This is a genomic window from Streptomyces sp. NPDC033174 (assembly GCF_055577795.1).
The window spans coordinates 583,734-606,862 of sequence record NZ_JBVIPQ010000001.1; the positions used below are offsets into that span (position 1 = coordinate 583,734).

The following is a 23,129-nucleotide window of genomic DNA, read 5'->3' on the forward strand; positions in this document are numbered from 1 at the left end:
AGGTCGCCGAGGACCTCGCCCGCTGCGGTGACGGCGTCGAGGTGCCAGGTCCCGTCCGGAACGTCCTTGGCCCAGCCGCCCTTGACGGTCTTGGTCGGCCGCGCGCAGCTGACCGGGCTGGCGTCCGTCCCCACCGCCGCCATCTTCTTCGCCGCGTCGCCGAAGTCGTTGCCGCCGGTGGCCACGGACTTCTTGCCGCCGCCGTCGGCCTTCTCCCGTCCGCCGGTCCCCGGCGAACCACTGTCCTGGCTTCCGCAGGCCGCGAAGGCGAGTGCGGCGGCGAGGGCGACGGCGGTGGCGGTACCGCGGCGGCGCAGGGACATGAGCCGTCCTGACGAGGGCGACTTAGGAATGCCTTACCTTATGCACCTCGGGCCACTCCAGCACAACCTCCCCCTTGGGCTCAGCCGAATCGGGACATGGACACCCATATGTGTGAAGTGGCAGGTCTCGCGTTGTCCCGCCGGAAGTGCGAAAACTAGCTTCGGTGGCCGGAGGTGACGAGTCGATGACAGCCTGTGCCATCGAAGCCGCCGCGGAGGACGACGCCGCGGCGTGGCCCACGGGGTTCACGATCACCGCGGACGGCGCGTACGCCGCGCGGCTCGCGGGGGCCGGGGACGCCCTGTTTCCGGAGCGGTGGACGCTGGACGGCCTCGAGCCGTACGCGGTGCCCCTCCCGCTCGGGCAGCCGGAGGAGCCCGACACGCAGGTGCTGCCGCTCGCCGACGGGCGGGTGCTGATCGGCCGGCGGGTGGCGGGGCGGTACCGCTTCTCGCTGCTGTACCCCACCGGTCCCGGCACTGGCGAACTGCCGCTCGGCGCGGTCGAGTCGGCAGCCCTGACGCTGCTGGCGCCGTCCCCGGACGGAACGAGCGCGTACGCCCTCGTCACCGGCGAGCACTCCACCACGATCTGGCTCGTGGCGGGCGGCGCGTTCGGACCCGAGCGGGTGGCGGAGGTCAGGGGGCACTGCTCGGGCGGTGTGTGGCTGGACCGTACGGGTCGGATGCTGGCGCTGGACCGGCGGCTGGACGACGGGCCGGTGAAGGCGGTCGCTGTCGATCTGGAGCGGGCCGGTGAGGTCACACCGCTGCTGCAGATCACCGACGAGAGCAACGACCGGCTGCTGCTGGCCGATCCGGACAGCGGGCTGCTCCTGATCCGATCCGACGCTCCGTCACCGGGGCACGAGCGGCTGGGCTGGGGTGTGCTCGGCAGTCAGCGGCCGGTGCGGTTCCCCGACTGTCTGCGCCTGCCGGACGCGGCGGTGGCACCGTTCGCCGTCCAGCCGGGTCAGGTGCTGATGCCGGAGAACTGCGCGGTGGCGCTGCGGATCGACGGCGTGTCGGGTTCCTGGGTGGGAATGTGGCGGCCCTCGGGCCGACGGCTGCACCACTTGGCCGCGCCGGAGGGCTGGATCGCGGGAGCGGGGTTGTGGACCCCGGACGGGGTGCTGCGCCTGCCCTGCACGACCGGGGCCGTGCCGTGCGGAGTGGTACGGCTGGAAATGCCCCTGCCGGAACCGGAACCGCAGAAGCCGGTGGTGGTCGAAACGCCGGCGGCACCCAAGCCCGTTCCGTTGCAGCAGGCGCCTCTGACCGGCCGGAAGTCGTCTCGTTAGACTCTCCGGTCGCACCAACATCACAATCGCTACGGGGTGACTTGCCAGATGTCTGAAAGCAGCAACGACACGAGCCGGACCGGGGGATCCGGTAAGCACCGAGGGGGCGCGTCGTCGCAGGACGACCAGTCGGCCCAGCCCCACGGCCGGCACCGCCGCGAAGGCGGGGAGTAGACCCTGCGGGGCGGATCGTGAAGGGGGCCGGGCGGCAGTCGCCCGGCCCCCTTGGCACGCCCGGGGCTAGTCCTTCTTCAGGCCGAGCACCTCCGCCGCCGCGAACGTCTCCCCCTCCGGCCTGGACTCGTAGTAGGGGGACAGCGCCCCGTCCAGCTCCTCGTAGGAGAAGCACTCCTTCGACGTGTCGAACTTCGCCGCCACCCGGGGGCGGTCCACGACCGCCACCATCCCCCCGTGGACCACGAGGAGCTGGCCGTTGACCCGGGCCGCCGCCGGAGAGGCCAGATAGCCGACGAGCGGGGACACGTGTTCCGGGGCCAGCGGGTCGAGCTCGCCGGCGCCCGGCTCCTGGAAGCCCGCGAAGACGTCCTCCGTCATCCGGGTGCGGGCGCGCGGGCAGATGGCGTTCGCCGTGACGCCGTACTTGGCCAGGGCGAGCGCCGTGGAGGTGGTCAGGCCGACGATCCCGCCCTTGGCCGCGGCGTAGTTCGGCTGGCCGGCCGAGCCGGCGAGGAAGGCCTCGGAGGACGTGTTGACGATCCGGCCGTAGACCGGGCCACCCGCCGCCTTGGACCGCTCGCGCCAGTGCACCGAAGCGAAATGGGTGGTGTTGAAGTGGCCCTTGAGGTGGACCCGGATCACCGAGTCCCACTCGTCCTCGCTCATCGAGAAGACCATCCGGTCCCGCAGGATGCCCGCGTTGTTGACCAGGATGTCCAGCTTTCCGTAGGTGCCGACGGCCAGGTCGACTAGAGCGCGGGCCGCTTCGAAGTCCGCGACGTCGCCCAGGTGCGCCACCGCCCGGCCGCCCGCGTCGCGGATCTCGGCCGCGACCTCCTCGGCGGGCCCGGCGGAGGCCTCGCCCGTGCCGTCGCGCCCCGGCCGGCCGTAGTCGTTGACGACGACGGCCGCGCCGAGCCGGGCCAGCTCCAGCGCCTCGGCCCGGCCGAGGCCGCGCCCCGCACCCGTGACGATCGCGCTCAGGCCCTCAAGAGGGAGTGACATCCGGGAAATCCCTTCACAGTCTCGGTCCGGCTCGTGGCGCGCGGCTCACGGCTCACGGCTCACGGCTCGCGGGAACGTGGCCTCAGATCTCGATGCAGGTGCGCAGCGCCGCACCGGTACGCATCTGGTCCAGCGCCTCGTTGATCTCCGCCAGCGGTACGCGATGGGTGATGAGCGATTCGAGGTCGATCCGGCCCGCCCGCCACAGCGCGATGGCGCGCTCGTAGGACCGGAGCACGTCCCCGCCGCCGTACATCGACGGCAGGATCTTCTTCTCGTCGAAGAACAGCTCGAACATGTTGACCTGGAAGTGGTCGTCCAGCGCGCCCGCCCCGACGACGCAGAGGGTGCCGCCGCGCCGCGTCATCTCGTACGCCGTGCGGGCCGTGGCGGACTTGCCGACGACCTCGAAGACGTAGTCGAAGCCCTCTCCGGCGGTGACCCGCTGCTTGGCGTCGGCCAGCTCACCGGGGTCGACGGCCTCGGTCGCGCCGAACCGCAGGGCGGCCTCCCGGCGCGAGGCGACCGGGTCCACGGCGACGATCTGCGCCGCGCCCTGAAGCCTGGCGCCCTGGATCGCCGAGATGCCGACGCCGCCGCAGCCGATGACGGCGACCGACGAACCGGCCTCCACCTTGGCCGTGTTGATCGCCGCGCCGAGGCCGGTGGTCACACCGCAGCCGATGAGCGCGGCGATGTCGAAGGGCACGTCGTCCGGGATCGGAACGGCGCAGCCGGCGTCGACGACGACCTCCTCGGCGAAGGTGCCGGTGCCGGCGAAGCCGAAGAGGTCGCCGCCGGAGCGCCGGAAGTTCGGGACGCCCGCGTTCATGAAGCCGGCCAGACACAGCTGGGTCTGGCCCCGCTTGCACGCCGGGCAGCTGCCGCAGGCGGGCAGCCAGCACAGCAGGACCCGGTCACCCTGCGACAGGCCGCTCACGCCGTCGCCGACGTCCAGGATCTCCCCGGCGCCCTCGTGGCCGGGGATGAAGGGGGCGGGCTGCGGCAGCACTCCGTTCATCGCGGAGATGTCCGAGTGGCACAGGCCGGTGGCCCGGACCCGGATCCTCACCTTGCCGGGGCCGAAGCCCACCGCCTCGACGTCGTCGAGGACCTCGAGCTTTTCCTGGCCGATCTCGTGCTGTACGGCTGCGCGCATGGTGCGGCTCCCTTCAGGAGATCTCAACGATGGTGTCGGCCAGCACCGGCGCGTCGTCCCTCTCGACGGCCGTCACCGACGCCTGGACGCGGCCTTCCTCCGACCACATCCGGATGCGGAGCGTCTCGCCCGGGAAGACGACCCCGGCGAAGCGGGTGCTGTACGAGCGGACCCGGGTGACGTCCCCGCCCAGGAGCGTGTCGACGACCGCCTTGAGCGTCATGCCGTACGTGCACAGGCCGTGCAGGATCGGCCGGTCGAATCCGGCGAGCTTGGCGAACTCGGGGTCCGCGTGCAGGGGGTTCCAGTCCCCCGACAGCCGGTAGAGCAGCGCCTGGTCCTCACGGACGGGCCGCTCGACGATCCTGTCGGGCTCGCGGGCAGGGGGCGCAGTGCGGGCCGAGGGCCCGCGGTCGCCGCCCCAGCCGCCTTCGCCGCGTACGAAGATCTGGGCGTCGCTCGTCCACAGCGGGCCGTCGTCGTCGGACGCCTCGGAGCGCAGCACGAGGATCGCGGCCTTGCCCTTGTCGTACACGGCGGCGACGCGCGAGGTGGTGACGGCCCGGCCCTCGACGGGGAGGGGGCGGTGCACCTCCACCGTCTGGCCGCCGTGCAGGACGGCGGCCAGGTCGACCTCGATCCCGGGTGCCGAAAGCCCGCCGACGACGCCCATTCCGGCGCCCGCGACGGTGGCGAAGCTGGGCAGGACGTGCAGCCGCGACTCCAGGGTGTAGCGCAGCTCGTCGGGGTCGGTGGCGGGGCTCTCCTTGTCCGGTGACGAGCCCGCCCCGAGACCGAGGTGGTAGAGCTGGACGTCCTTGTGGCCCCAGGTGATCTCGGCGGATCGGGGTTCGGCGGCGACTGCCTTCGCGGCATCAATGGGCATCTGTCACAAGCTCCTTGGCGGAGGGAAGACCTCGGTGCGGCCGTCCGCACCGTCGGCCGCACCGAGGCCGTTCGGGGCCGGCCCCGTAGGCGCCCTTCCCCGGGCGTTCTAGAACGCGTTCTAGGCCGGTGATCCTCATGTATAGCCGAGCACCCACTACTTGTGAAGTGTGCTGACGATACGTCAGATCCGCTACCCGCCGGGTGGCCCAGTACATTTGTCACGGCCGGGTCCGTACATACGCATCTGCCGGGGTCACCCCCGTGATCCGTAGCGTTCGGGTCATGACGAAGACAGCTCGGACCGCGGCGGCGGTCCACTTCACCGGGGCCTCGAAGGCCTTCGGCGCCGTTCAGGCGGTGGCGGGCATCGACCTCTCCATCGGGCGGGGCGAGACGGTCGCGCTGCTGGGCCGCAACGGCGCGGGAAAGTCCACCACGATCAGCCTGCTGCTGGGGCTGAACGAGCCCGATGAGGGCCGGGTGCGTCTCTTCGGCGAGACCCCCGCGCGGGCGGTCGGCGCGGGCCGGGTCGGGGCGATGCTCCAGGAGGGCCGTCCCGTCCCCCGCGTCACCGTCCGTGAGCTCGTGCGCTTCGTCGCCACCACCTATCCCGACCCCCTGCCCGTCGACGAGGCGCTGGAGCTGGCCGGGCTCACCGAGTTCGCCGGACGCCGGATCGACAAGCTCTCCGGCGGCCAGGCGCAGCGGGTCCGCTTCGCGGTCGCGCTGGCCGGCCGGCCCGAGCTGATCGTGCTGGACGAGCCGACGTCCGCTCTCGACGTCGAGGCCCGCCACGCCTTCTGGGCTTCCATGCGGTCCTACGCCGAGCGTGGCAACACGGTCCTGTTCTCCACGCACTATCTGGAGGAGGCGGACGCCCATGCCGACCGGATCGTCGTCCTCGACCGCGGCCGGATCGTCGCCGACGGCACCGGGGACGAGCTGAAGCGCGCGGCCGGCGGCAACCTCGTCTCGTTCGACCTGGCGGGCCGGGGCACCGAGAGGCTCGGCTCGCTGCCTGGCGTGACCTCGGTCGAGGTCCACGGGGACCGCGCCCGTCTTCGTACGGACGACTCGGACGCCACCGTCCTCGCCCTCGCGGACATGGGCGCCATACGCGGCCTGGAAGTCGCGCGCGGGTCGCTCGACGACGCCTTCCTCGCCCTGACCTCCGCCTCCGCGGCCTCCGATTCCCCCACTTCCTCTGCTTCCTCCGCCTCCTCGGAACTGGAGACCGTGCGATGACTTTCGCCTACGTCACCCTGGAAATCCGCCGCACCCTGCGCGACACCGGATTCGTGATCTTCGGCATCGGCATGCCGGTCCTGATGTACCTCCTCTTCACCAACCTCGGCACCAATGAGGACCAGTGGAAGACGGCCTCCATGGTCGGCATGGCGGCGTACGGCGCCCTGGGCGCGGCCCTGTCGACCGGCACGGGGGTCGCCGAGGACAAGGGGATCGGCTGGCTGCGGCAGTTGCGGATCATCCCGATGAGTCCGCGCCAGGTGGTCATGGGGCGCGCCCTCACCGGCTCGGTGATCGTCCTGCCCTCCATAGCCGCGGTCCTCACGGCGGGCGCCCTCGTCAACGGCGTCCGGATGAACGCCTGGCAGTGGGCCGCCGTCGCGGCCGCTCTGTGGCTCGGCGCGCTCCCCTTCACCTTCCTCGGCATAGGCAACGGCTACCGCCTCACCGCCCAGACCACCGGTGTCGTGAACGTCGCCTGCAACCTCGGCCTCGCGATCGTCGGCGGGCTGTGGTTCCCCGTCCAGCTGTTCCCCGGCTGGCTGAGGGCGCTCTCCGAGTGCACCCCGACCAACCGCTTCGCCGAGCTGGCCCGGGCCATCACCGAGGGCGCGGCCCCCGCGCCGGCCGCGGTGAGTGTGCTGCTCGCGTGGGCCCTGCTGTTCGGTGCATACGCGGTGGTCTCGTACCGTCGGTCCGCGAGGACGGTGTGACCTCGGCGGACATGGGCGGGAGGGGCCTGATGAGGGGGAGGTGGCGCTGGAGGGGCGCACCGGAGGACATGGGACCGCCCGGCGGCTTCGCCATGCTCCCATGGCTGCTGATGGGCATGGGGGCCTTCTCCAACCTCATCCACGGCCAGACCCCGAATCCCTGGATCGGCGGCCTGGGCCTGCTGGCCTTCAACTCGCTGTACATCGCCGTGGTGTTCCGCGCCTTCGACAAGAGGAAGCGGGAAGCACCGGTCACCGGCTGGCTCCTGATCGCCATGACCGCCGTCACCTGCACTCTGGCCATCGCCTACGGCGGCGAGTGGCTGCTCTACTTCCCGCTGCTCGGACTGGCCGTCGGCTCGGTGCTGCGGGGGCCCACCCTCCCCAAGGTGGTGCTTCCGCTGTCGCTGACCGCCGGTGTCATCGCAGGGGTGCGCGACGGATGGGGGGCCGTCAACGTCTCGTACGGCACGTTCATCTCGGGCATGGTCACGGCGGCGATCCTGGCCCTGTCGGAGACGGTGAGGGAACTGCGGGAGACGCGGCAGGAGTTGGCCCGTACGGCCGTCGAGAAGGAGCGGCTGCGCTTCTCCCGGGATCTGCACGATCTGCTCGGTCACACCCTTTCGGTGATCGTGGTGAAGTCGGAGGCCGCCCGCAGGCTCGCCCCGCGCGACCTCGACGCGGCGCTCGCCCAGGTCTCCGACATAGAGGCCGTCGGCCGTCAGGCGCTCACCGAGATCCGCGAGGCGGTCACCGGCTATCGCCAGGGCAGCCTCGCCACCGAACTCGACCGGGCGCGCGACCTGCTGACCGCGGCGGGCATCGATCCGGTCGTCCGCCAGTCCGGGCCGCCGCTGGAACCGCAGGCCGAGGCGTTGCTGAGCTGGGTGGTGCGCGAGTCGGTCACCAACACCGTGCGGCACAGTGGTGCCTCCCGCTGCGAGATGACCGTGCACGGCACGCCGGAGCGCGTACGTCTCGTGATCTCCGACGACGGACGGGGCAAGGGGGCGGGGCAGCCCGGCAGCGGGCTCAAGGGACTGCGCGAGCGGGTCGCGGCGGCAGGCGGCACCCTGGAGTCGGGACCGTCCCCTCGCCGTGGCTTCCGGGTCGTGGCGGAGCTGCCGGTCGACACGATGGTCACCGATGAGGAGCACAGCCCATGATCAGAGTCATGCTCGCCGAGGACCAGGGCATGATGCGCGGTGCCCTCGCGCTGCTGCTGGGGATGGAGCCCGACATCGAGGTGGTCGCGCAGATCGGCCGGGGCGACGAGATCGTGGACACGGCGCTGGTCGCGCGCCCGCAGGTGGCGTTGCTGGACATCGAGTTGCCGGGCCGCAGCGGTCTCGACGCGGCGGCGGAGCTGCGGGACGAGGTGCCGGAGTGCCGGGTACTGATCTTGACGACCTTCGGGCGGCCGGGATATCTGCGGCGGGCGATGGAGGCGGGGGCGGCCGGGTTCCTGGTCAAGGACGGGCCGGTGGAGGAGCTGGCGGAGGCGATCCGGCGGGTGCTCACCGGGGAGACGGTGATCGATCCGGCCCTGGCGGCGGCCGCGTTGAGCGCGGGCCCCAACCCGCTGACCGCACGGGAGCGGGACGCGCTGAGCGCCTCGGTGGACGGGGCGACGATCGCGGACATCGCCACGACGCTGCATCTGTCGGAGTCGACCGTGCGGAACTATCTGTCGTCCGCGATCGGCAAGACGGGCACCCGCAACCGCATGGAGGCGGTCCGGGCGGCCCGCCGGCAGGGCTGGCTCTAGGTCTCTGTACCGCACGCCCCGGCACGCTCAGCAAAAGCCCCGCCCCCGTCGGCTCTACGGCTCCGAGCGGCGCGGCAGCCAGAGGAGCATCAGGACCGCGCCCGCCAACAGGACGCCCGTGCCCGTGCGGAAGGCGAGCGCGTAGCCCTCGGTCAGAGCCTCGGGGCTCGCGCCGCCGGCCGTCCTCGACGCGGCGACCGTCGAGAGGACGGCCAGACCGAGCGCGCCGCCCATGGTCCGGGAGGTGTTGACCAGCCCGGAGACCAGGCCCGCGTCGCCCGGCGCCGCCCCCGACGTGGCGAGCGAGGCGAGGGGAGTCACGGCCAGGCCGATACCGGTCATCATCAGGATGCCGGGGCCGAGGATCGAGGTGGCGAAGGCGCCGTGGGCGGTCATCGTGGACTGCCAGCCGAAGCCGGTGGCGGCGATCAGGGCGCCGAGGACGGCGAGGTTGCGGGCACCGGTCGTCGGCATCAGACGAGGGGCGACCTTGGCACCGAAGATGACGCTCAGCGAGCTCGGCACGAGCGCCAGTCCGGCCTCGAGCGGGGTGTAGCCGAGGACGTTCTGCGCGTACACCGTCATGAAGAACCACATGCCGAACGAAGCGGAACCGCTCACCAGCATGGCGACGTTGGCGGCCGAGACGGCTCGGGCGCGGAACACCTTCAGCGGCATCAGCGGGGCCGCCGTCCGTGCCTCGACCACGACGAAGACGGCGAGCAGGGCGAGCCCGCCGAGCAGCGGAAGCAGGGTCCGGCGGGCGCCCCAGCCGGCTTCCTCTGTCTGCACGATGCCGTACGCGAGCGCGGCGAGGCCGCCGGTGACCAGGACCGCGCCGGGCAGGTCGAGCCGCCGTCCGACGTCCGTACGGCTCTCGTTCAGCCACAGGGCGGCGCAGGCCAGGACGAGGACACCCACCGGGACGTTGATCAGCAGGACCCAGCGCCACGACAGCAGATCGGTGAGGACGCCGCCGACGAGCCCCCCGGCCGCGCCGCCGCCCGCGCCGACCGCCGACCAGGTCCCGATCGCCCGTGTCCGCGCCGGCCCGGGCGGCACGGCGGCCGTCACGATGGTCAGCGTCGCCGGTGCGAGTACGGCCGCTCCGAGCCCCTGCACGGCACGGGCGACGACCAGTTGCCACCCTTCCTGCGCGAGCCCGCCCGCCACCGACGCCGCGGTGAAGAGCGCGAGCCCGAGCAGGAACATCCTCTTCCGCCCGAAGAGATCCGCGGCGCGCCCGCCGAGCAGCATGAATCCGGCGAAGGCGATCGAGTAGGCGTTGAGGACCCACTGCAGTCCGAGGGCGGAGAGCCCCAGATCGGCCCGCATCGAGGGGAGGGCGACATTGACGACGGACACGTCGAGGACGACCAGGAACTGTCCGGCGCACGCGGCGGCGACGACCGGCCACGCCCGGGTGGGGAGCGAACTCCCCCTGGACCCGGTGGCTATGGAGGCGGCTGAGGTCTCTGCGGGGGCTTGGGCCATGGGCGTCATGGTCTCAGTCACCCGGCGGCCCGTACATCCGGACATCGATGTACGGACCTCCCGGCCGCTCGACCTAGGTCGGGCGGCGCAGGAGCGTGACGACCGCCGCACCTCCCAGGCCGATGTTGTGGGCGAGGCCCACCGCGGCCCCCTCGACCTGGCGGGCGGCGGCCTCGCCGCGGAGCTGCAGGACGAGTTCGGCGGCCTGGGCCAGTCCGGTCGCGCCCAGGGGGTGGCCCTTGGAGATCAGGCCGCCCGAGGGGTTGACGACCCAGCGGCCGCCGTAGGTGGTGGCCCCGGATTCGACGAGCTTGCCCGAGTCACCGGTCTCGCACATCCCGAGGGCTTCGTAGGTGAGCAGTTCGTTGATGGAGAAGCAGTCGTGGAGTTCGATGACGTCGACGTCCTCGATCCCCAGGCCCGCCTTCTCGTAGACCTGGCGGGCCGCCTCCCGCGACATCGGCTGCCCGACGGCGTCGATGCAGGTCCCCGACGCGAAGGACTCTCCGGTGTCGGTGGTCATGGCCTGGGCCACGATCTCCACCGCCTTGTCCCCGAGGCCGTGGCGCTCGACGAACCGCTCGGAGACGACGACGGCGGCGGCCGACCCGTCGGAGGTGGGTGAGCACTGGAGTTTGGTCAGCGGCCGGTGGATGGTCTTGGCGGCGAGAATCTCCTCGACCGTGTAGACGTCCTGGAACTGGGCGTTCGGGTTGTGTGCCGAGTGCCGGTGGTTCTTGGCCCCGACGGCGGCGAGCTGCGCCTGTGTCGTGCCGTAGCGCTCCATGTGTTCGCGGGCCGCGTTGCCGAAGATCTGCGCGGTGGGGGGCGACATCTCGAAGCCGTGTCCGGCCGCCATGATCCCGTAGTGCCGGGCGACCGGTGACGTTTTGAAGTCCCCGCCGTCGGAGCCCCCGCCGAGCGCGCCACGGGCCATCTTCTCGAAGCCGAGGGCCAGTACGCAGTCGGAGATCCCGCCCTCCACGAACTGGCGGGCCAGCATGAGAGCGGAGGAGCCGGTGGCGCAGTTGTTGTTGACGTTGTAGACGGGCACACCGGTCAGACCCAGTTCGTACGCGGCGCGCTGACCGGCCGTGGAGGCCTGGAAGCAGTAGCCGACGGGGACCTGTTCGACCTGCTCGTAGGAGAGGCCCGCGTCCGCGAGGGCGTGGGTGCCGGCCTCCTTCGCCATGTCCCAGTACTGCCAGTCCCGGGTCTCCGGCTTCTCGAACTTCGTCATGCCGACGCCGACGATGTAGCTCTTCACTGCACGTCTCCTTCAGTCCTTCAGTCGCGGGACGGGCCTTCACGGGGTTGGCCCTCAGTCGCGGGGCAGGCCGAGGATGCGCTCGGCGACGACGTTGAGCTGCACCTGGGTGGTGCCACCGGCGATGGTGAGGCAGCGGGACATCAGCAGGCCGTGGACGGCCCGCTCCCCCGGTCCCTCGCGCACGGCGCCCGCCGGCCCGAGCAGTTCGAGGGTGAGCTCGGCGACCTTCTGCTGGTGGGTGGTCTGGATGAGCTTGCGGACACTGGCGCCCGCGCCCGGTTCGAGGCCGGAGACCTGCTGGAGGGTCGTCCGCAGTCCGACGCAGCCGAGCGCGTGGGCCTCCGCCACCAGGGCCCCGATCCGTGCGCCGTAGGTCTCGTCGAGGCCGCCGGCCCGGGCGAGGAGCGCTTCGAGGCCGGTGTCGAAGGCCACTTGGTCGGCCATGTGCACACGTTCGTTGCCCAGGGTGTTCCGGGCCACCTTCCAGCCGTCGTCGACCTCGCCGACGACGGCGTCCAGGGGCAGCGGCGCGTCGGTGAAGTACACCTCGTTGAAGAGGGAGTCGCCGGTGATCTCCTTGAGCGGGCGGATCTCGATGCCGGGAGTGTTCCTCATGTCGACGAGGAAATAGGTCAGACCCTTGTGCTTGGGCGCGTCCGGGTCGGTGCGGGCCAGCAGGATGCCGAAGTGGGCCCACTGGGCGGCGCTGGTCCACACCTTCTGGCCGTTGATCCGCCAGCCGTCCTCCGTGCGGTCGGCCCTGGTCCGCAGCGAGGCCAGGTCGGAGCCGGCTTCCGGTTCGCTGAACAACTGGCACCACTGCACCTCGCCGCGGAGCGTGGGCATCAGGTACCGCTCCTGTTGTTCCGGAGTGCCGTGGGCGAGCAGGGACGGCACGACCCAGGTGGCGATCCCGAGGTCGGCGACCGAGATTTCGGCCGCGGCCAGCTCCTGTTGGACGGCGAGCTGGTGGACCGGGCCGGCACCGAGGCCGTAGGGGGGCGGCAGGTGTGGTGCGGCGTACCCGGTGGGGGCGAGGGCGCGCCGGGCCGCGGCGGGGTCGAGGCCCCGGGCGACGGCGATCTCCTCGCGTGCCCGGATCCGGTACCGCTCGGCGTCCGCCGGCAGTTCGAGCCGCAGTTCTCGCCGGGTTCCGGCGGCCGCCAGCCGGGCGGCCCGCAGCCGGTGGCCGTCGGTGCCGCCGAGGAGCTGGCGGGCGACGAGGGCCCGGCGGAGGTACAGGTGTGCGTCGTGTTCCCAGGTGAAGCCGATGCCGCCGAGGATCTGGACGCAGTCCTTGGCGCAGCTGTACGCGGCGTCGAGCGCGGTGGCGGCGGCGAGCGCGGCGGTGAGGGAGCGCACGGCGGGTTCGGCGTCGGCGGCGCGGGCGGCGTCCCAGGTCAGCGCCCGCGCCTGTTCGAGCCGTACGAGCATGTCGGCGCAGAGGTGCTTCACACCCTGGAAGGTGCCGATGGGCCGCCCGAACTGTTCGCGCACCTTGGCGTGTTCGGCCGCGGTCTCCAGCGCCCGCGCCGCGGTGCCGCAGGCGTCCGCCGCGTACAGCAGGGAGGCGAGGTCCCTGACGTGGTCGCAGTCCAGACCTTCCAGGATCCGGTCCTCCGTCACGACCACACCAGAGGCCGTGACCTCGGCGGTCGGCCGGGTGGGGTCGGCGCTCTCCTGGGCCCGTACGGAGAGGCTTGGGGTGTCGACGACGAGCCAGACGGTTCCGTGGGCGGCCCCGGGCGCCGCGGCCGCCAGGATCACCAGATCGGCCTGCGCGCCACCGAGTACGGGCGGCGCCGTCCCCTCGATCAGCAGCCCGCCGCTCTCGGCGGCGACGGCGGTGAGGGTTCCGGGCCCGAGGGCCACCGCCCCGATCCGGTCACCGTGGGCGAGGGCCGCGGCCTGTTCCCAGCGTCCGGCGCGGTGCAGCAACTCGGCGGCGAGCGTGCTGGGCAGGTACGGCCCCGGCAGCAGGGCGCGGGCGGCCTCCTCCACGACGACGGCGAGTTCGGTGAGCCCGCCGCCCCCGCCGCCGTACGCCTCGGGCAGATGAATGCCGAGCAGGCCCTGCTCGGCGGCGGCGGACCAGTAGCCGGGGCGTGCGGCTCCGGCGCCGGGGACGTCGAGGTGTTTGCGTACTTCTTCGGGAGGCATGGCCCGTCCGAGCCAGCCGCGCGCGGACCGGGCCAACTCCCGTTGCTCCTGCGTGATTCCGATGCCCATGAGCGGCAGACTAGAACACGTTCTAACCTGACGGAAGGTCAGGTGCGTGGATCCGGCTCCGTCGAGGCCGACGCGGACCTTCGGGCCGCCCGGAAGGGGCATACCGCCTCCCGCCGAGGACGTGATCTCCCGTACGCGCCGTACGGGTTGTCCGCGAAGGCCGCCCCGGCCCGGGGCCCGACGGGTGATCCCCGGGTCCCGGGGAGCGTCGCGAGCCGCCCCCGCGGCCCGGCGCGCCCATAGTGCGGGCATGAGAAGCACACGCGCGACGACACTGCTCTGCGTCGCGGGCATCCTCGCCGCGAGCACCCAGGTCACGACGGCCGGCAACGGGGCCACGGCCCTGGGCGGCGAGGGCCGCCCCTGCGCCGGTTCACCGCTGGGCAGGGGCGCACCGGCCCGTACGGTCCTGCACATCGCCCAGCGGGCGGAGACCGAGCTGGACCGATGGGACCCGCCCCTCGGCCCGCGCGACCTCCACGAGGAGTCCGCCTTCTGGAACCCCTCACGGATCGCCCCCGGCGCCGTCCTCGCCGCCCACATCTGCGAACTGGCCCGCGACGGGCGCCACTGGGCGGCCCGGCACAGCGACCTGTGACCTGACCCGTGACCTGTCACCGTGAACCGGGACTGTGCACGGTGCGATGTGCCGCCATAATGGCGGCTCGTACGTACTGACCAGTAGGAGGACCTCATGGCCGCCGCCGCTGCCGCCGCGCCCAAGCCGGAGACGCTCGCCGCCTTCGAGGCCGCCAAGGGGTTCATGCCCGTGGGCGAGGGACTCGCCCTCTACTCGGCGGCCGCCGAGGCCGCGTCCGCGCTCGGGCTGCCACTGCTGGAGGTGGGCACGTACTGCGGGCGGTCCACGATCCTGCTCGCCGACGCCGCCCGCGAGGCGGGGACGGTCGCGGTCACCGTCGACCACCACCGGGGCAGCGAGGAGCAGCAGCCGGGGTGGGAGTACCACGACCCGACCGTGGTCGACCCGGAGGTGGGGCGGATGGACACGCTGCCGACCTTCCGCCGGACGCTCCACCACGCGGGCCTCGAGGACCACGTCGTCGCGGTCGTCGGCCGGTCCCCGCAGGTCGCGAAGGTATGGGGCGGCGAGGTCGGCCTGGTCTTCATCGACGGCGGCCACACCGACGAGCACGCGACCGGTGACTACGAGGGTTGGGCCCCGAAGGTCGCCGAGGGGGGCCTGCTGGTCATCCACGACGTGTTCCCCGACCCGGCGGACGGCGGCCAGGCCCCGTACCGCGTCTATCTCCGCGCGCTGGAGTCCGGCGCGTTCACCGAGGTGTCGGTGACGGACTCCCTGCGGGTGCTGCGCCGTACCGGCTCGGGAATCTGACGCCGTACGGCTAGGGTCACGACGTGCCGTACGACGAGGAGCAGCCCCCCACCCCCCGCCGCCTGGCCCGTTCGAAGCCGGCGATCGCGGCGATCGCGATCGTCGCGGTGATCACGGTCACGCTGGCCGGCCGGCTGGTCTGGCAGGCGGTGGCCGGGCCATTGCCGGAGCCGAGCGGGTCCGCGACCCGAGCGACACCGGCCACACCGGCCACACCGGCCACACCGGCCACACCGGCCTCACCGCCCACCGGATCCTCACCGGCCACACCCTCCACCGAAGCCCCCTCGGCCACGCCGGGCACCACAGCCTCGGCGAAGCCTCTCGCGGGGAAGGTCGTAGCGGTCGATCCCGGTCACAACCCCGGAAATTTCGCTCATTCCCGCGAAATCAACAGGTCAGTAAACATCGGAACGAACCGCAAGGAATGTGACACCACCGGCACGTCGACCAACGCCGGTTACACCGAGGCGGAATTCACACTCGACGTGTCGCACCGCCTGGTTGCCCTGCTCCGCGGGAAAGGAGCGACGGTGGTCCTCACCCAGGACCGCGACCGCCCCTTCGGCCCCTGCATCGACGAGCGTGCCCGGATCGGGAACGCCGCCCATGCCGACGCCGCCGTGTCCATCCACGCCGACGGCTCGGCGGCGGGAAACCACGGTTTCCATGTCATCCTTCCCGCCCTGGTCAAGGGCGGCGCGGCCGACACCTCGGAGATCGTCGGACCGTCCCGGGCGCTCGGCGAGCGCATCGCCGGCCGCTTCACCCTCGCGACCCGGAGCGCGCCCGCCAACTACGTGGGCGGGCGTACGGGCTTGGACACCCGCGAGGATCTCGGCGGGCTCAACCTGTCGACGGTGCCCAAGGTGTTCATCGAATGCGGCAACATGCGTGACCCCGAGGACGCCGCATTGATGACGAATGCGGCGTGGCGTCAGAAAGCGGCGCAGGGAATCGCGGACGGCATCAGTACCTACCTGCTGGGGTAGACCGCGCAGGCGATAGATTCTTTCTTTACGATGGGGGCCGCCCCCGTGCTTCGCGCCGCCCCGACGAGACGACCCGACGAAGGACTTTTCACGTGAACATCCGCTCCCTCACTCGAGGCGATGGCGTGGTGATCGGAGCAGCGGTGTTGCTCTTCATCGCCTCCTTCCTCAGCATCAGCGACTGCTCAGGCAGCTTCTGCGCCAACGTCAACTCGTGGGAGGTGTCCCCCCTCGGCTGGGGCGGCTTCTTCCTCGGCATCGCGGGCGCGGCCCTGATCGTGCTCTCCCACGGCCTCCCGCAGAGCCGCAAGGTGGCCGGGCTCGACCTCGGCCAGACCGGCGTGGTGTTCACCATCGCCTCGGCGTGGACGATCCTCATGTGGGTCTTCGAGTCGAACGGCGCCGGCGCCGGACTCATCCTCGGCCTGATCGCCGCGCTGGTGCTCGCCGGCGCCGCTGTCGCCGGGCCGCTGGTCCCCGCGCTCAAGGCCCCGCTGGTGGGCGCCCCCAGCCCGCAGGCCCCGCAGCCGTACGGCGCGCAGCCCGGCGTCCCCGGTGGCTACGGCTACCCGGGCGCCCAGCAGCAGCCCTTCGGCGCCCAGCCGGGTCAGCCGCAGCCGTACGGTGCCCAGCCGGGCCACCCGCAGCCGCAGCCGCAGCCCGAGCCGGCCAAGCAGCAGTCCCAGCCGCAGCCCGCGCAGGGCGGTACGCCCGCCGGCGCTCCGGCCGGTGACTTCGCGCCCTTCTGGTTCGCGGTTCCGGTGGCCCGCCCGCTGTACGGGGAGGACGGTTCGCCCGCCCCGATCGCCGAGCTGGCACCCGGCACCTGGTACCTCGCGGTCGAGCAGCGCGGACCGGGCCTGGTGGCCCAGACGCAGGACGGCCGGCGTGGCGTCCTCCAGGACACCACGGGCATTCAGCGCGGCTGACCTCCCGGTCGCACGAACGGCCCCCCGCCCGGAACCCCTTCCGGACGGGGGGCCGTTGTCGTACAGTCGGACGCCGCTAGCTGACGCCCCGTCAGAAAGGGATCCGGCCATGCGCCTCGGACTCGCACTCGGCTACTGGGGCCGCGGCCCGAACCCCGCCCATCTCGACCTCGCCCGCGAGGCCGAGCGGCTCGGCTACGACTCCGTGTGGACCGCCGAGGCCTGGGGCTCCGACGCGTTCACCACGTTGACATGGATCGCGGCGCACACCTCCCGTATCAAACTGGGCACGGCCATCGCCCAGATGGCCGCCCGGTCCCCGACCGCCACCGCCATGCACGCGCTGACCCTGGACCATCTCTCCGGCGGGAGGATGATGCTGGGCCTCGGGCTGTCCGGTCCGCAGGTGGTGGAGGGCTGGTACGGCCGCCCGTTCCCGCGCAGTCCGCTCACGGCGACCCGGGAGTACGTGGAGGTGATCCGCCAAGTGCTTCGGCGCGAGGGCCCGGTCGAGCTCGACGGGCGCTTCCACTCGCATCCGTACGCCGGGGAGGACGGCACCGGCCTCGGCAAGGCGCTCAAGCCGATCACCCACCCCCTGCGCGCCGGTCTGCCGATCCTGCTGGGAGCGGAGGGACCGAAGAACATCGCGCAGACCACCCGCATCGCCGACGGCTGGCTGCCGCTGTACTGGTCGCCGACCCGGACCGACGCGTACGAGGCGTCCCTCACGGGCCTGCCGGACGGTTTCCTGGTCGCGCCGATGGTCCGCGCCCAGGTGTGCGACGACATCACCGCCGGGCTGCTCCCGGTCAAGGCGATGCTGGGGTTCTACATCGGCGGCATGGGTCACGCGACCCGCAACTTCCACGCCGACCTGATGGGCAGGATGGGGTACGAGGCGGAGGCCCGGCGCATCCAGCGGCTCTTCGCCGAGGGGCGCCGCGAGGAGGCCGTCCTCGCCGTCCCCGACGCGTTCGCCGACGAGATCTCGCTCGTCGGTCCGCGCGAGCGGATCGCGCGGCGGCTGGAGGCCTGGCGCGAGGGCCCGGTCACCGATCTGCTGGTGACGGCGCCGGACCCGGCCACCCTGAGGGTGCTGGCCGACCTCAACACCTAGGATCAGCCGCGGAGTTGAACGGTAGTGGGCACCTTGTCCGTCACCTCGGCGCCGGCGCTCCTGCCCGCGTCCTTGACGTTCCCGATCACGCTCTCGAACAAGCCGACGTCCGCGTCGCTCGCCTCGCCCCTGCGGAGCTTGTTGCCCAGCCCCTTCAGCGATTCGATGCCCGCCGTCAGCGGGGCGACGGCCTTCGCGAGCAGGGGGTCGCCCTTGGCGTTGTTCACGGCCGCCTTGAGCCTGTTGTATGCGAAGGCGCCCGCGAGACCGGCCTTGACCAGGGCCACCTTCCGGCCGTCCGCGCCCTTCTTGAAGGCGCCCGCGCGGTAGGGCTTCACGATCCACTGATAGGTCGCCCCGGCGGCCAGACCCGCGTTGGCGACGAAGCGGGTCTTGGCGAACCTCTGCGCCTCCGTCGAGCCGGAGGGGGTCGCCGACCCGCTCGCGCCGTCGTCACCGCCGCAGCCGGCCGTGGACGCGAGCAGAGCACAGGCCAGCAGCAGCGCGACGAGGACGCGGCGCGGCGGAGCGGCACGGAGCACGGCGGGACCTCCCGGAGAGCGGATGGCGCCAGCCTCACCCCGGGCCGCCGCGCGTGCCACCCGGGCGGCGCCGTACGGGTTTCGTCCGGGCGACAGCGGCAAGCCGTTCGATATGTTCTCTCGCCATCGCAGCAGTGGAACGAAGCAAGCGGCGTCGATCGTCTCGGTCCTCGCCGACGTCATGGCCGCCATCATCGGCCTGTGGATCCTGATGTACCTCCTGGACGCGAACCGCGCCAACGACCTGGTGAACGTCGTGCAGAACACGGCGCGCTGGCTCGCGGGCTGGTCGTACGACCTGTTCACCTTCGACGAGGCCTGGGCGCGCGTCGTGGCCGGTTACGGTCTCGCCGCGGCCGTGTACCTCGTCGTCGGTCACGCCGCGGCCGGTCGTCTGCGCCGCTACTGAGAGGGCTGCCCGGCGCCGCTACTGACGCGCCGGGCAGCAGTCCGGCTCGAGTCCCCTCGGCAGCCGCTCCCCGCCGAACACCGCCGACGTGGCCTCGTCACCGCCGAGCGCCCCCACCGCGAGCAGCAGCGAACCGGCCGTCCAGGTGGTCAGCTCCTCCGGCCACACGGCCGGGCTGCCCTCGAAGACGTACCCCGTCCAGTACATGCCGTCGTCGGCGCGCAGGTGCTGGATGGACTGCAGGATGTCGAGCGCCCGGTCCGACTCGCCCATCACCCAGAGGGCGAGGGCCAGTTCGCAGCTCTCGCCGCCGGTGACCCAGGGGTTCGGCAGGACGCAGCGGACCCCGAGGCCCGGAACCACGAACTCGCTCCAGCGGTCCTCGATCCGGGCCGTGGCCTCGGCGCCGGTGACGGCGCCGCCGAGGACCGGGTAGTACCAGTCCATCGAGTAGTGGCTCTTGTCGAGGAACCGCTCCGGGTGGTGGCATATCGCGTGAGCCAGCGCGCCCGTCGCCAACTCCCAGTCGGGCTGGGCCTCTTCGCGCGCCTCGGCGATCGCGAGGGCGCAGCGCAGCGCCTGGTGGATGGAGGAACTTCCGGTCAGCAGCGCGTCCTCGACGGCCGAACCGTCGTCCTCGCGCTTCCAGCCGATCTGCCCGCCGGGCTGCTGGAGTTCGAGGACGAACTCGATCGCCGCGTAGACGGTCGGCCACATCCGGTCGAGGAAGGTGTCGTCGCCGGTGGACAGGTAGTGGTGCCAGACGCCGACCGCGATGTAGGCGCAGAAGTTGGTCTCGCGGCCCCGGTCGGTGACCTGGGTGTGGTCCCCGTCGTGGTACGCGGCGAACCAGGAGCCGTCGCCGTTCTGGTGCCGCACCAGCCAGTCGTAGGCGCGCTCGGCGGCGACGTGTTCGCCCGCCACGTCCAGCGCCATGGCCGCCTCGATGTGGTCCCACGGGTCGAGGTGGTGTCCGCGGAACCACGGGATCGCGCCGTCCTCGCGCTGGGCGGCGAGGATTCCGGCGACGGTCTGCGCGGCCTCTTCGGCGGTGAGGACCCCGGGCAGGACGAGGTGTTCCGTGCGCTCCGGTGAGGTCACTTGGCGGCCGTCGCGGCGTCGGCGGCGGGCAGGTGCGGCTTGGTCGCGTACGCCACGAAGCTCTTGCCGACGATCGGGTTGAGCGCCTGCTCGGCGAGCCGGGTGACCAGGGGCTTCTTCATGATGTCCCAGACCAGCAGCTTGTGGTACGCCCGAACCGGGAGCGCCTTGTCGTTGTCCACCCCGAAGGCGCACTTGAGCCACCAGTACGGGGAGTGCAGCGCGTGGGCGTGGTGGGTGCCGTACGGCTTGAGTCCGGCCTGGCGGATCTTGCCGAGCAGCTCGTCCGCCTTGTAGATGCGGATGTGCCCGCCCTCGACCTCGTGGTACGCGTCGGAGAGGGCCCAGCAGACCTTCTCGGGGCCGTAGCGGGGAACGGTGATGGCGATCCGGCCGCCGGGCTTCAGGACGCGGACCATCTCCGCGAGCACGCCCTTGTCGTCGGGGATGTGCTCCATGACCTCGGAGATGATCACGACGTCGAAGGACTCGTCGGGGAAGGGGAGGTTGAGCGCGTCGCCCTCCATGGCGGTGGCGGTCGCACCCGCCGGTGCCTCCCCGGCCTCCTTCATCGCCGCGAACCACTTGGCGACCTCGCGGATCTCCTCGCCGTTCTGGTCGAGGGCCACGACCTGGGCGCCCCGCCGGTAGCACTCGAAGGCATGGCGGCCGGCGCCACAGCCCAGATCGAGCACACGGTCGCCGGGGGCGAGCGGGAAGCGGGTGAAGTCGACGGTCAGCATCAGCGATTGCTCCCAATAGGGGTACCCGTACCCGGGGCCGCGGAGCGGCCCGGAATCCTTGCCGCGGAGCGGCCCCCGGCCGCGCCGCCGGGCGACTGCGCGGCGATCGCCTCGCGGTAGAGCTCGGCGGTTCCCTGGGCGGCGCGGGCCCAGGTGAAGTTGGCGAGAACCCGCGCGCGGCCGGCGGCGCCGAGGCGCGCCCGCAGCGCGTCGTCACCCAGGGCCCGTCCCAGTGCGGCGGCCAGGGCGCCGGCGTCGCCGGGCGGTACCGCGAGGCAGGTCTCGCCGTCGCTCCCGGAGACCTCGGGGATGGCGCCACCGGTGGTGGCGACCAGCGGGGTGCCGGTGGCCATCGCCTCGGCGGCGGGCAGCGAGAACCCCTCGTAGAGCGACGGCACGCAGGCGACCTGCGCGGACCGCACGAGGTCCACGAGCTCCGCGTCGGAGATGCCCTTGACGAACTCGATGGCGTCCTCGAGGCCGTAGCGCTCGATGGCCTGGGCCACCGGTCCGTCCTCGGCGCGCCTGCCGACGACGACGAGGTGGGCGGCCGGGTTCTCGGTGCGCAGCTTGGCGAGCGCCTCGACGAGATGGATGAGGCCCTTGAGCGGAACGTCGGCGCTGGAGGTGGTGACGATCCTGCCGGGGACCTCGGCGACCGACGGGTCGGGCGACCACAGGTCGGTGTCGGCGCCGATGTGCACGACACGGATGCGCTCGTCGCGCACGCCGAGGTGGTCCACGATCTCCTGGCGGGAGGAGCCGGAGACGGTGAGGACCGACGGCAGTCGGCGGGCGACCCGCCGCTGCATCCGGGTGAAGGCGTACCAGCGTCTGACGGAGGCGCGGCGCTTCCAGTCGGTGGCGGCGTCCAGGTCCAGCTGCCGGTCGACGGTGATGGGGTGATGGATGGTCGTGACGAGCGGGGCGCCGATCGCGCCCGGGCCGCCCAGCAGGCCGTAGCCGAGCGTCTGGTTGTCGTGCACCACGTCGAACTGGCCCCTGCGGGCGGCGAGATGGCGGCGGGCGCGCAGGGAGAAGGTCAGCGGCTCGGGAAAACCGCCGGTCCACATGGTGGCCACCTCCAGCGCGTCGATCCAGTTCCGGTACTCGTCCCGCTTGGGCGTACGGAAGGGGTCGGGCTGCCGGTAGAGGTCGAGGCTGGCCAGCTCGGTGAGCGGGACGCCCTCGTCCAGTACGGGATAGGGCTGGGACCCGATGACCTCGACGTGGTGACCGAGGCGGGCGAGCTCACGCGAGAGGTGCCGAACGTAGACGCCCTGGCCGCCGCAGAAGGGGTTTCCCTTGTACGTGAGGAGGGCGATGCGCAGGGGACGGTCACCGTCTCCTGTGGCACCGGCACGGGGGCCCGTCTCTATGGCCTCAGCGGTCACTCGCGGCCCCCTTCTCACTGCGTTTCGCGGGAGCGTAACCGCTCGCGCTAATCTAGAACAAGTTTCAGACTTGGTCGTTCGACGAGCTTCGAATCTACCGGCAGGTAGCGCCGCTGTAAGAGCCGGATCAGGTGATTCGCGCCACGGCGGACGCCCGGCCATACTGTCGCGAGCCAACGCCACGGAACGGGACCCATGACAGCGGAAGACAGACCTGCGTCGCCTCCCCTGACAGAGCGCCAGGAGGCGCGTCGCCGCCGCATTCTGCACGCCAGCGCGCAGCTCGCGAGCCGGGGCGGTTTCGACGCGGTGCAGATGCGCGAGGTCGCCGAGGCGGCGGGGGTCGCCCTGGGGACGCTCTACCGCTACTTCCCGTCCAAGATCCACCTTCTGGTCGCCACCATGCAGGACCAGCTCCAGCACCTCCACACCACCCTCCGCAAGCGCCCCCCGGCCGCCGAGGACCCGGCCGAGCGGGTCGCGGAGACCCTGATGCGGGCGTTCCGCGCCCTCCAGCGGGAGCCGCATCTGGCCGACGCGATGGTACGGGCCCTGACGTTCGCCGATCGCAGCGTCAGCCCCGAGGTGGACACCGTCTCCCGTCAGACCACGGCGATCATCCTGGACGCGATGGGTCTCGACCACCCCACGCCGCAGCAGCTCTCGGCGGTCCGGGTCATCGAGCACACCTGGCACTCGGCCCTGATCACCTGGCTCTCGGGCCGGGCGTCGATCGCCCAGGTGAAGATCGACATCGAGACGGTGTGCCGGCTGATCGACCTGACGGATCCGGCGTCGGAAAAGTGAGCCGGGAGTGACGCGGGACGGTGCCGCGGGGGAGGGGGGGGGGGGGGGGGGGGGGGGGGGGGGGGGGGAAAACCCCCCCCCCCCCCCCCCCCCACCCCCCCCCCCCCCCCCTCCACCCCCCCCCCCCCCCCACACCCCCCCCCCCCCCCCCCCTCCCCAC

General features: G+C 72.2%; 22 protein-coding genes. 12 read left to right on the forward strand and 10 right to left on the reverse strand.

The window, feature by feature from the left end; all coding sequences use genetic code 11:
• Positions 1 to 508 precede the first annotated feature (508 nt).
• On the forward strand, positions 509 to 1,624 hold the full coding sequence (locus tag ACZ5VC_RS02730) for a hypothetical protein (protein WP_469118305.1): 1,116 nt from the start codon (positions 509 to 511) through the stop codon (positions 1,622 to 1,624).
• 240 nt (positions 1,625 to 1,864) lie between these two features.
• Here the strand turns inward: ACZ5VC_RS02730 and ACZ5VC_RS02735 are convergent, their stop codons facing one another.
• From ACZ5VC_RS02735 to ACZ5VC_RS02745, 3 genes are all read right to left on the reverse strand, one after another.
• Positions 1,865 to 2,806, reverse strand: a complete 942-nt coding sequence (locus tag ACZ5VC_RS02735; RefSeq protein WP_469118306.1) for a 3-oxoacyl-ACP reductase — start codon at positions 2,804 to 2,806, stop codon at positions 1,865 to 1,867.
• 82 nt (positions 2,807 to 2,888) lie between these two features.
• Entirely contained in the window at positions 2,889 to 3,965 is a 1,077-nt protein-coding gene (locus ACZ5VC_RS02740; RefSeq protein WP_469118307.1) for a Zn-dependent alcohol dehydrogenase, read from the reverse strand.
• Positions 3,966 to 3,978: 13 nt separating this feature from the next.
• Positions 3,979 to 4,851, reverse strand: coding sequence for a MaoC/PaaZ C-terminal domain-containing protein (locus ACZ5VC_RS02745; RefSeq protein ID WP_469118308.1), 873 nt, complete (start codon positions 4,849 to 4,851; stop codon positions 3,979 to 3,981).
• 284 nt (positions 4,852 to 5,135) lie between these two features.
• On the opposite strand from ACZ5VC_RS02745, the gene ACZ5VC_RS02750 reads away from it, so the two are divergent.
• The 4 genes from ACZ5VC_RS02750 to ACZ5VC_RS02765 are packed head-to-tail and all read left to right on the forward strand — an operon-like array spanning position 5,136 to position 8,585.
• Positions 5,136 to 6,098 (forward strand): ABC transporter ATP-binding protein, encoded by a 963-nt coding sequence (locus ACZ5VC_RS02750; protein ID WP_469118309.1) that lies wholly within the window; start codon positions 5,136 to 5,138, stop codon positions 6,096 to 6,098.
• On the forward strand, positions 6,095 to 6,814 hold the full coding sequence (locus tag ACZ5VC_RS02755) for an ABC transporter permease (RefSeq protein ID WP_469118310.1): 720 nt from the start codon (positions 6,095 to 6,097) through the stop codon (positions 6,812 to 6,814). The genes ACZ5VC_RS02750 and ACZ5VC_RS02755 overlap by 4 nt, the downstream gene beginning before the upstream one ends.
• Positions 6,815 to 6,843: 29 nt before the next feature.
• Positions 6,844 to 7,983 carry a sensor histidine kinase gene (locus ACZ5VC_RS02760; RefSeq protein ID WP_469118311.1) on the forward strand — a complete coding sequence of 380 codons (1,140 nt, stop codon included), beginning with the start codon at positions 6,844 to 6,846 and terminating at the stop codon, positions 7,981 to 7,983.
• Positions 7,980 to 8,585 (forward strand): response regulator, encoded by a 606-nt coding sequence (locus ACZ5VC_RS02765; protein WP_468705394.1) that lies wholly within the window; start codon positions 7,980 to 7,982, stop codon positions 8,583 to 8,585. The genes ACZ5VC_RS02760 and ACZ5VC_RS02765 overlap by 4 nt, the downstream gene beginning before the upstream one ends.
• Positions 8,586 to 8,639: 54 nt before the next feature.
• On the opposite strand, the gene ACZ5VC_RS02770 is transcribed toward ACZ5VC_RS02765, so the two are convergent.
• From ACZ5VC_RS02770 to ACZ5VC_RS02780, 3 genes are all read right to left on the reverse strand, one after another.
• Positions 8,640 to 10,088, reverse strand: coding sequence for an MFS transporter (locus ACZ5VC_RS02770; protein WP_469118914.1), 1,449 nt, complete (start codon positions 10,086 to 10,088; stop codon positions 8,640 to 8,642).
• Positions 10,089 to 10,152: 64 nt separating this feature from the next.
• Complete coding sequence (locus tag ACZ5VC_RS02775; protein ID WP_469118312.1) at positions 10,153 to 11,346, reverse strand: lipid-transfer protein; 1,194 nt, start codon at positions 11,344 to 11,346, stop codon at positions 10,153 to 10,155.
• 54 nt (positions 11,347 to 11,400) lie between these two features.
• Positions 11,401 to 13,578, reverse strand: coding sequence for an acyl-CoA dehydrogenase (locus ACZ5VC_RS02780; protein WP_469118313.1), 2,178 nt, complete (start codon positions 13,576 to 13,578; stop codon positions 11,401 to 11,403).
• Between the two features lie 250 nt (positions 13,579 to 13,828).
• Here ACZ5VC_RS02780 and ACZ5VC_RS02785 point away from each other — a divergent pair, with 250 nt between their 5' ends.
• The 5 genes from ACZ5VC_RS02785 (at position 13,829) to ACZ5VC_RS02805 (ending at position 17,973) form a co-directional block, all read left to right on the forward strand.
• Complete coding sequence (locus ACZ5VC_RS02785; protein ID WP_469118314.1) at positions 13,829 to 14,176, forward strand: hypothetical protein; 348 nt, start codon at positions 13,829 to 13,831, stop codon at positions 14,174 to 14,176.
• 96 nt (positions 14,177 to 14,272) lie between these two features.
• Positions 14,273 to 14,932, forward strand: a complete 660-nt coding sequence (locus tag ACZ5VC_RS02790; protein ID WP_469118315.1) for a class I SAM-dependent methyltransferase — start codon at positions 14,273 to 14,275, stop codon at positions 14,930 to 14,932.
• A gap of 23 nt (positions 14,933 to 14,955) precedes the next feature.
• A complete protein-coding gene (locus ACZ5VC_RS02795; protein ID WP_469118316.1) occupies positions 14,956 to 15,924 on the forward strand; it encodes an N-acetylmuramoyl-L-alanine amidase in 969 nt (322 codons plus the stop codon).
• 92 nt (positions 15,925 to 16,016) lie between these two features.
• Entirely contained in the window at positions 16,017 to 16,853 is an 837-nt protein-coding gene (locus ACZ5VC_RS02800) for a hypothetical protein (protein WP_469118317.1), read from the forward strand.
• 109 nt (positions 16,854 to 16,962) lie between these two features.
• A complete protein-coding gene (locus ACZ5VC_RS02805; RefSeq protein WP_469118318.1) occupies positions 16,963 to 17,973 on the forward strand; it encodes an LLM class F420-dependent oxidoreductase in 1,011 nt (336 codons plus the stop codon).
• A 2-nt stretch (positions 17,974 to 17,975) separates the two neighbouring features.
• On the opposite strand, the gene ACZ5VC_RS02810 is transcribed toward ACZ5VC_RS02805, so the two are convergent.
• Complete coding sequence (locus tag ACZ5VC_RS02810) at positions 17,976 to 18,515, reverse strand: hypothetical protein (protein ID WP_469118319.1); 540 nt, start codon at positions 18,513 to 18,515, stop codon at positions 17,976 to 17,978.
• A 112-nt stretch (positions 18,516 to 18,627) separates the two neighbouring features.
• Between ACZ5VC_RS02810 and ACZ5VC_RS02815 the strand changes: the two genes are divergently transcribed.
• Positions 18,628 to 18,924 (forward strand): hypothetical protein, encoded by a 297-nt coding sequence (locus ACZ5VC_RS02815; RefSeq protein ID WP_468705416.1) that lies wholly within the window; start codon positions 18,628 to 18,630, stop codon positions 18,922 to 18,924.
• An 18-nt stretch (positions 18,925 to 18,942) separates the two neighbouring features.
• On the opposite strand, the gene ACZ5VC_RS02820 is transcribed toward ACZ5VC_RS02815, so the two are convergent.
• The 3 genes from ACZ5VC_RS02820 to ACZ5VC_RS02830 are packed head-to-tail and all read right to left on the reverse strand — an operon-like array spanning position 18,943 to position 22,162.
• Entirely contained in the window at positions 18,943 to 20,025 is a 1,083-nt protein-coding gene (locus ACZ5VC_RS02820; protein WP_469118320.1) for a prenyltransferase/squalene oxidase repeat-containing protein, read from the reverse strand.
• On the reverse strand, positions 20,022 to 20,768 hold the full coding sequence (locus tag ACZ5VC_RS02825) for a class I SAM-dependent methyltransferase (protein WP_468705420.1): 747 nt from the start codon (positions 20,766 to 20,768) through the stop codon (positions 20,022 to 20,024). Before ACZ5VC_RS02825 ends, ACZ5VC_RS02820 begins: the two co-directional genes overlap by 4 nt.
• Entirely contained in the window at positions 20,768 to 22,162 is a 1,395-nt protein-coding gene (locus tag ACZ5VC_RS02830; RefSeq protein ID WP_469118321.1) for a glycosyltransferase family 4 protein, read from the reverse strand. Before ACZ5VC_RS02830 ends, ACZ5VC_RS02825 begins: the two co-directional genes overlap by 1 nt.
• A 195-nt stretch (positions 22,163 to 22,357) precedes the next feature.
• On the opposite strand from ACZ5VC_RS02830, the gene ACZ5VC_RS02835 reads away from it, so the two are divergent.
• Entirely contained in the window at positions 22,358 to 22,969 is a 612-nt protein-coding gene (locus tag ACZ5VC_RS02835; RefSeq protein WP_468705425.1) for a TetR family transcriptional regulator, read from the forward strand.
• Positions 22,970 to 23,129 lie beyond the last annotated feature (160 nt).

Bases quoted from the DNA above. Each gene is read 5' to 3' on its own strand.
- ACZ5VC_RS02730 (WP_469118305.1), top strand. From the start codon at position 509: ATGACAGCCTGTGCCATCGAAGCCGCCGCGGAGGACGACGCCGCGGCG.
- ACZ5VC_RS02735 (WP_469118306.1), bottom strand. From the start codon at position 2,806: ATGTCACTCCCTCTTGAGGGCCTGAGCGCGATCGTCACGGGTGCGGGG.
- ACZ5VC_RS02740 (WP_469118307.1), bottom strand. From the start codon at position 3,965: ATGCGCGCAGCCGTACAGCACGAGATCGGCCAGGAAAAGCTCGAGGTC.
- ACZ5VC_RS02745 (WP_469118308.1), bottom strand. From the start codon at position 4,851: ATGCCCATTGATGCCGCGAAGGCAGTCGCCGCCGAACCCCGATCCGCC.
- ACZ5VC_RS02750 (WP_469118309.1), top strand. From the start codon at position 5,136: ATGACGAAGACAGCTCGGACCGCGGCGGCGGTCCACTTCACCGGGGCC.
- ACZ5VC_RS02755 (WP_469118310.1), top strand. From the start codon at position 6,095: ATGACTTTCGCCTACGTCACCCTGGAAATCCGCCGCACCCTGCGCGAC.
- ACZ5VC_RS02760 (WP_469118311.1), top strand. From the start codon at position 6,844: ATGAGGGGGAGGTGGCGCTGGAGGGGCGCACCGGAGGACATGGGACCG.
- ACZ5VC_RS02765 (WP_468705394.1), top strand. From the start codon at position 7,980: ATGATCAGAGTCATGCTCGCCGAGGACCAGGGCATGATGCGCGGTGCC.
- ACZ5VC_RS02770 (WP_469118914.1), bottom strand. From the start codon at position 10,088: ATGACGCCCATGGCCCAAGCCCCCGCAGAGACCTCAGCCGCCTCCATA.
- ACZ5VC_RS02780 (WP_469118313.1), bottom strand. From the start codon at position 13,578: ATGGGCATCGGAATCACGCAGGAGCAACGGGAGTTGGCCCGGTCCGCG.
- ACZ5VC_RS02785 (WP_469118314.1), top strand. From the start codon at position 13,829: ATGAGAAGCACACGCGCGACGACACTGCTCTGCGTCGCGGGCATCCTC.
- ACZ5VC_RS02790 (WP_469118315.1), top strand. From the start codon at position 14,273: ATGGCCGCCGCCGCTGCCGCCGCGCCCAAGCCGGAGACGCTCGCCGCC.
- ACZ5VC_RS02805 (WP_469118318.1), top strand. From the start codon at position 16,963: ATGCGCCTCGGACTCGCACTCGGCTACTGGGGCCGCGGCCCGAACCCC.
- ACZ5VC_RS02815 (WP_468705416.1), top strand. From the start codon at position 18,628: ATGTTCTCTCGCCATCGCAGCAGTGGAACGAAGCAAGCGGCGTCGATC.
- ACZ5VC_RS02825 (WP_468705420.1), bottom strand. From the start codon at position 20,768: ATGCTGACCGTCGACTTCACCCGCTTCCCGCTCGCCCCCGGCGACCGT.
- ACZ5VC_RS02835 (WP_468705425.1), top strand. From the start codon at position 22,358: ATGACAGCGGAAGACAGACCTGCGTCGCCTCCCCTGACAGAGCGCCAG.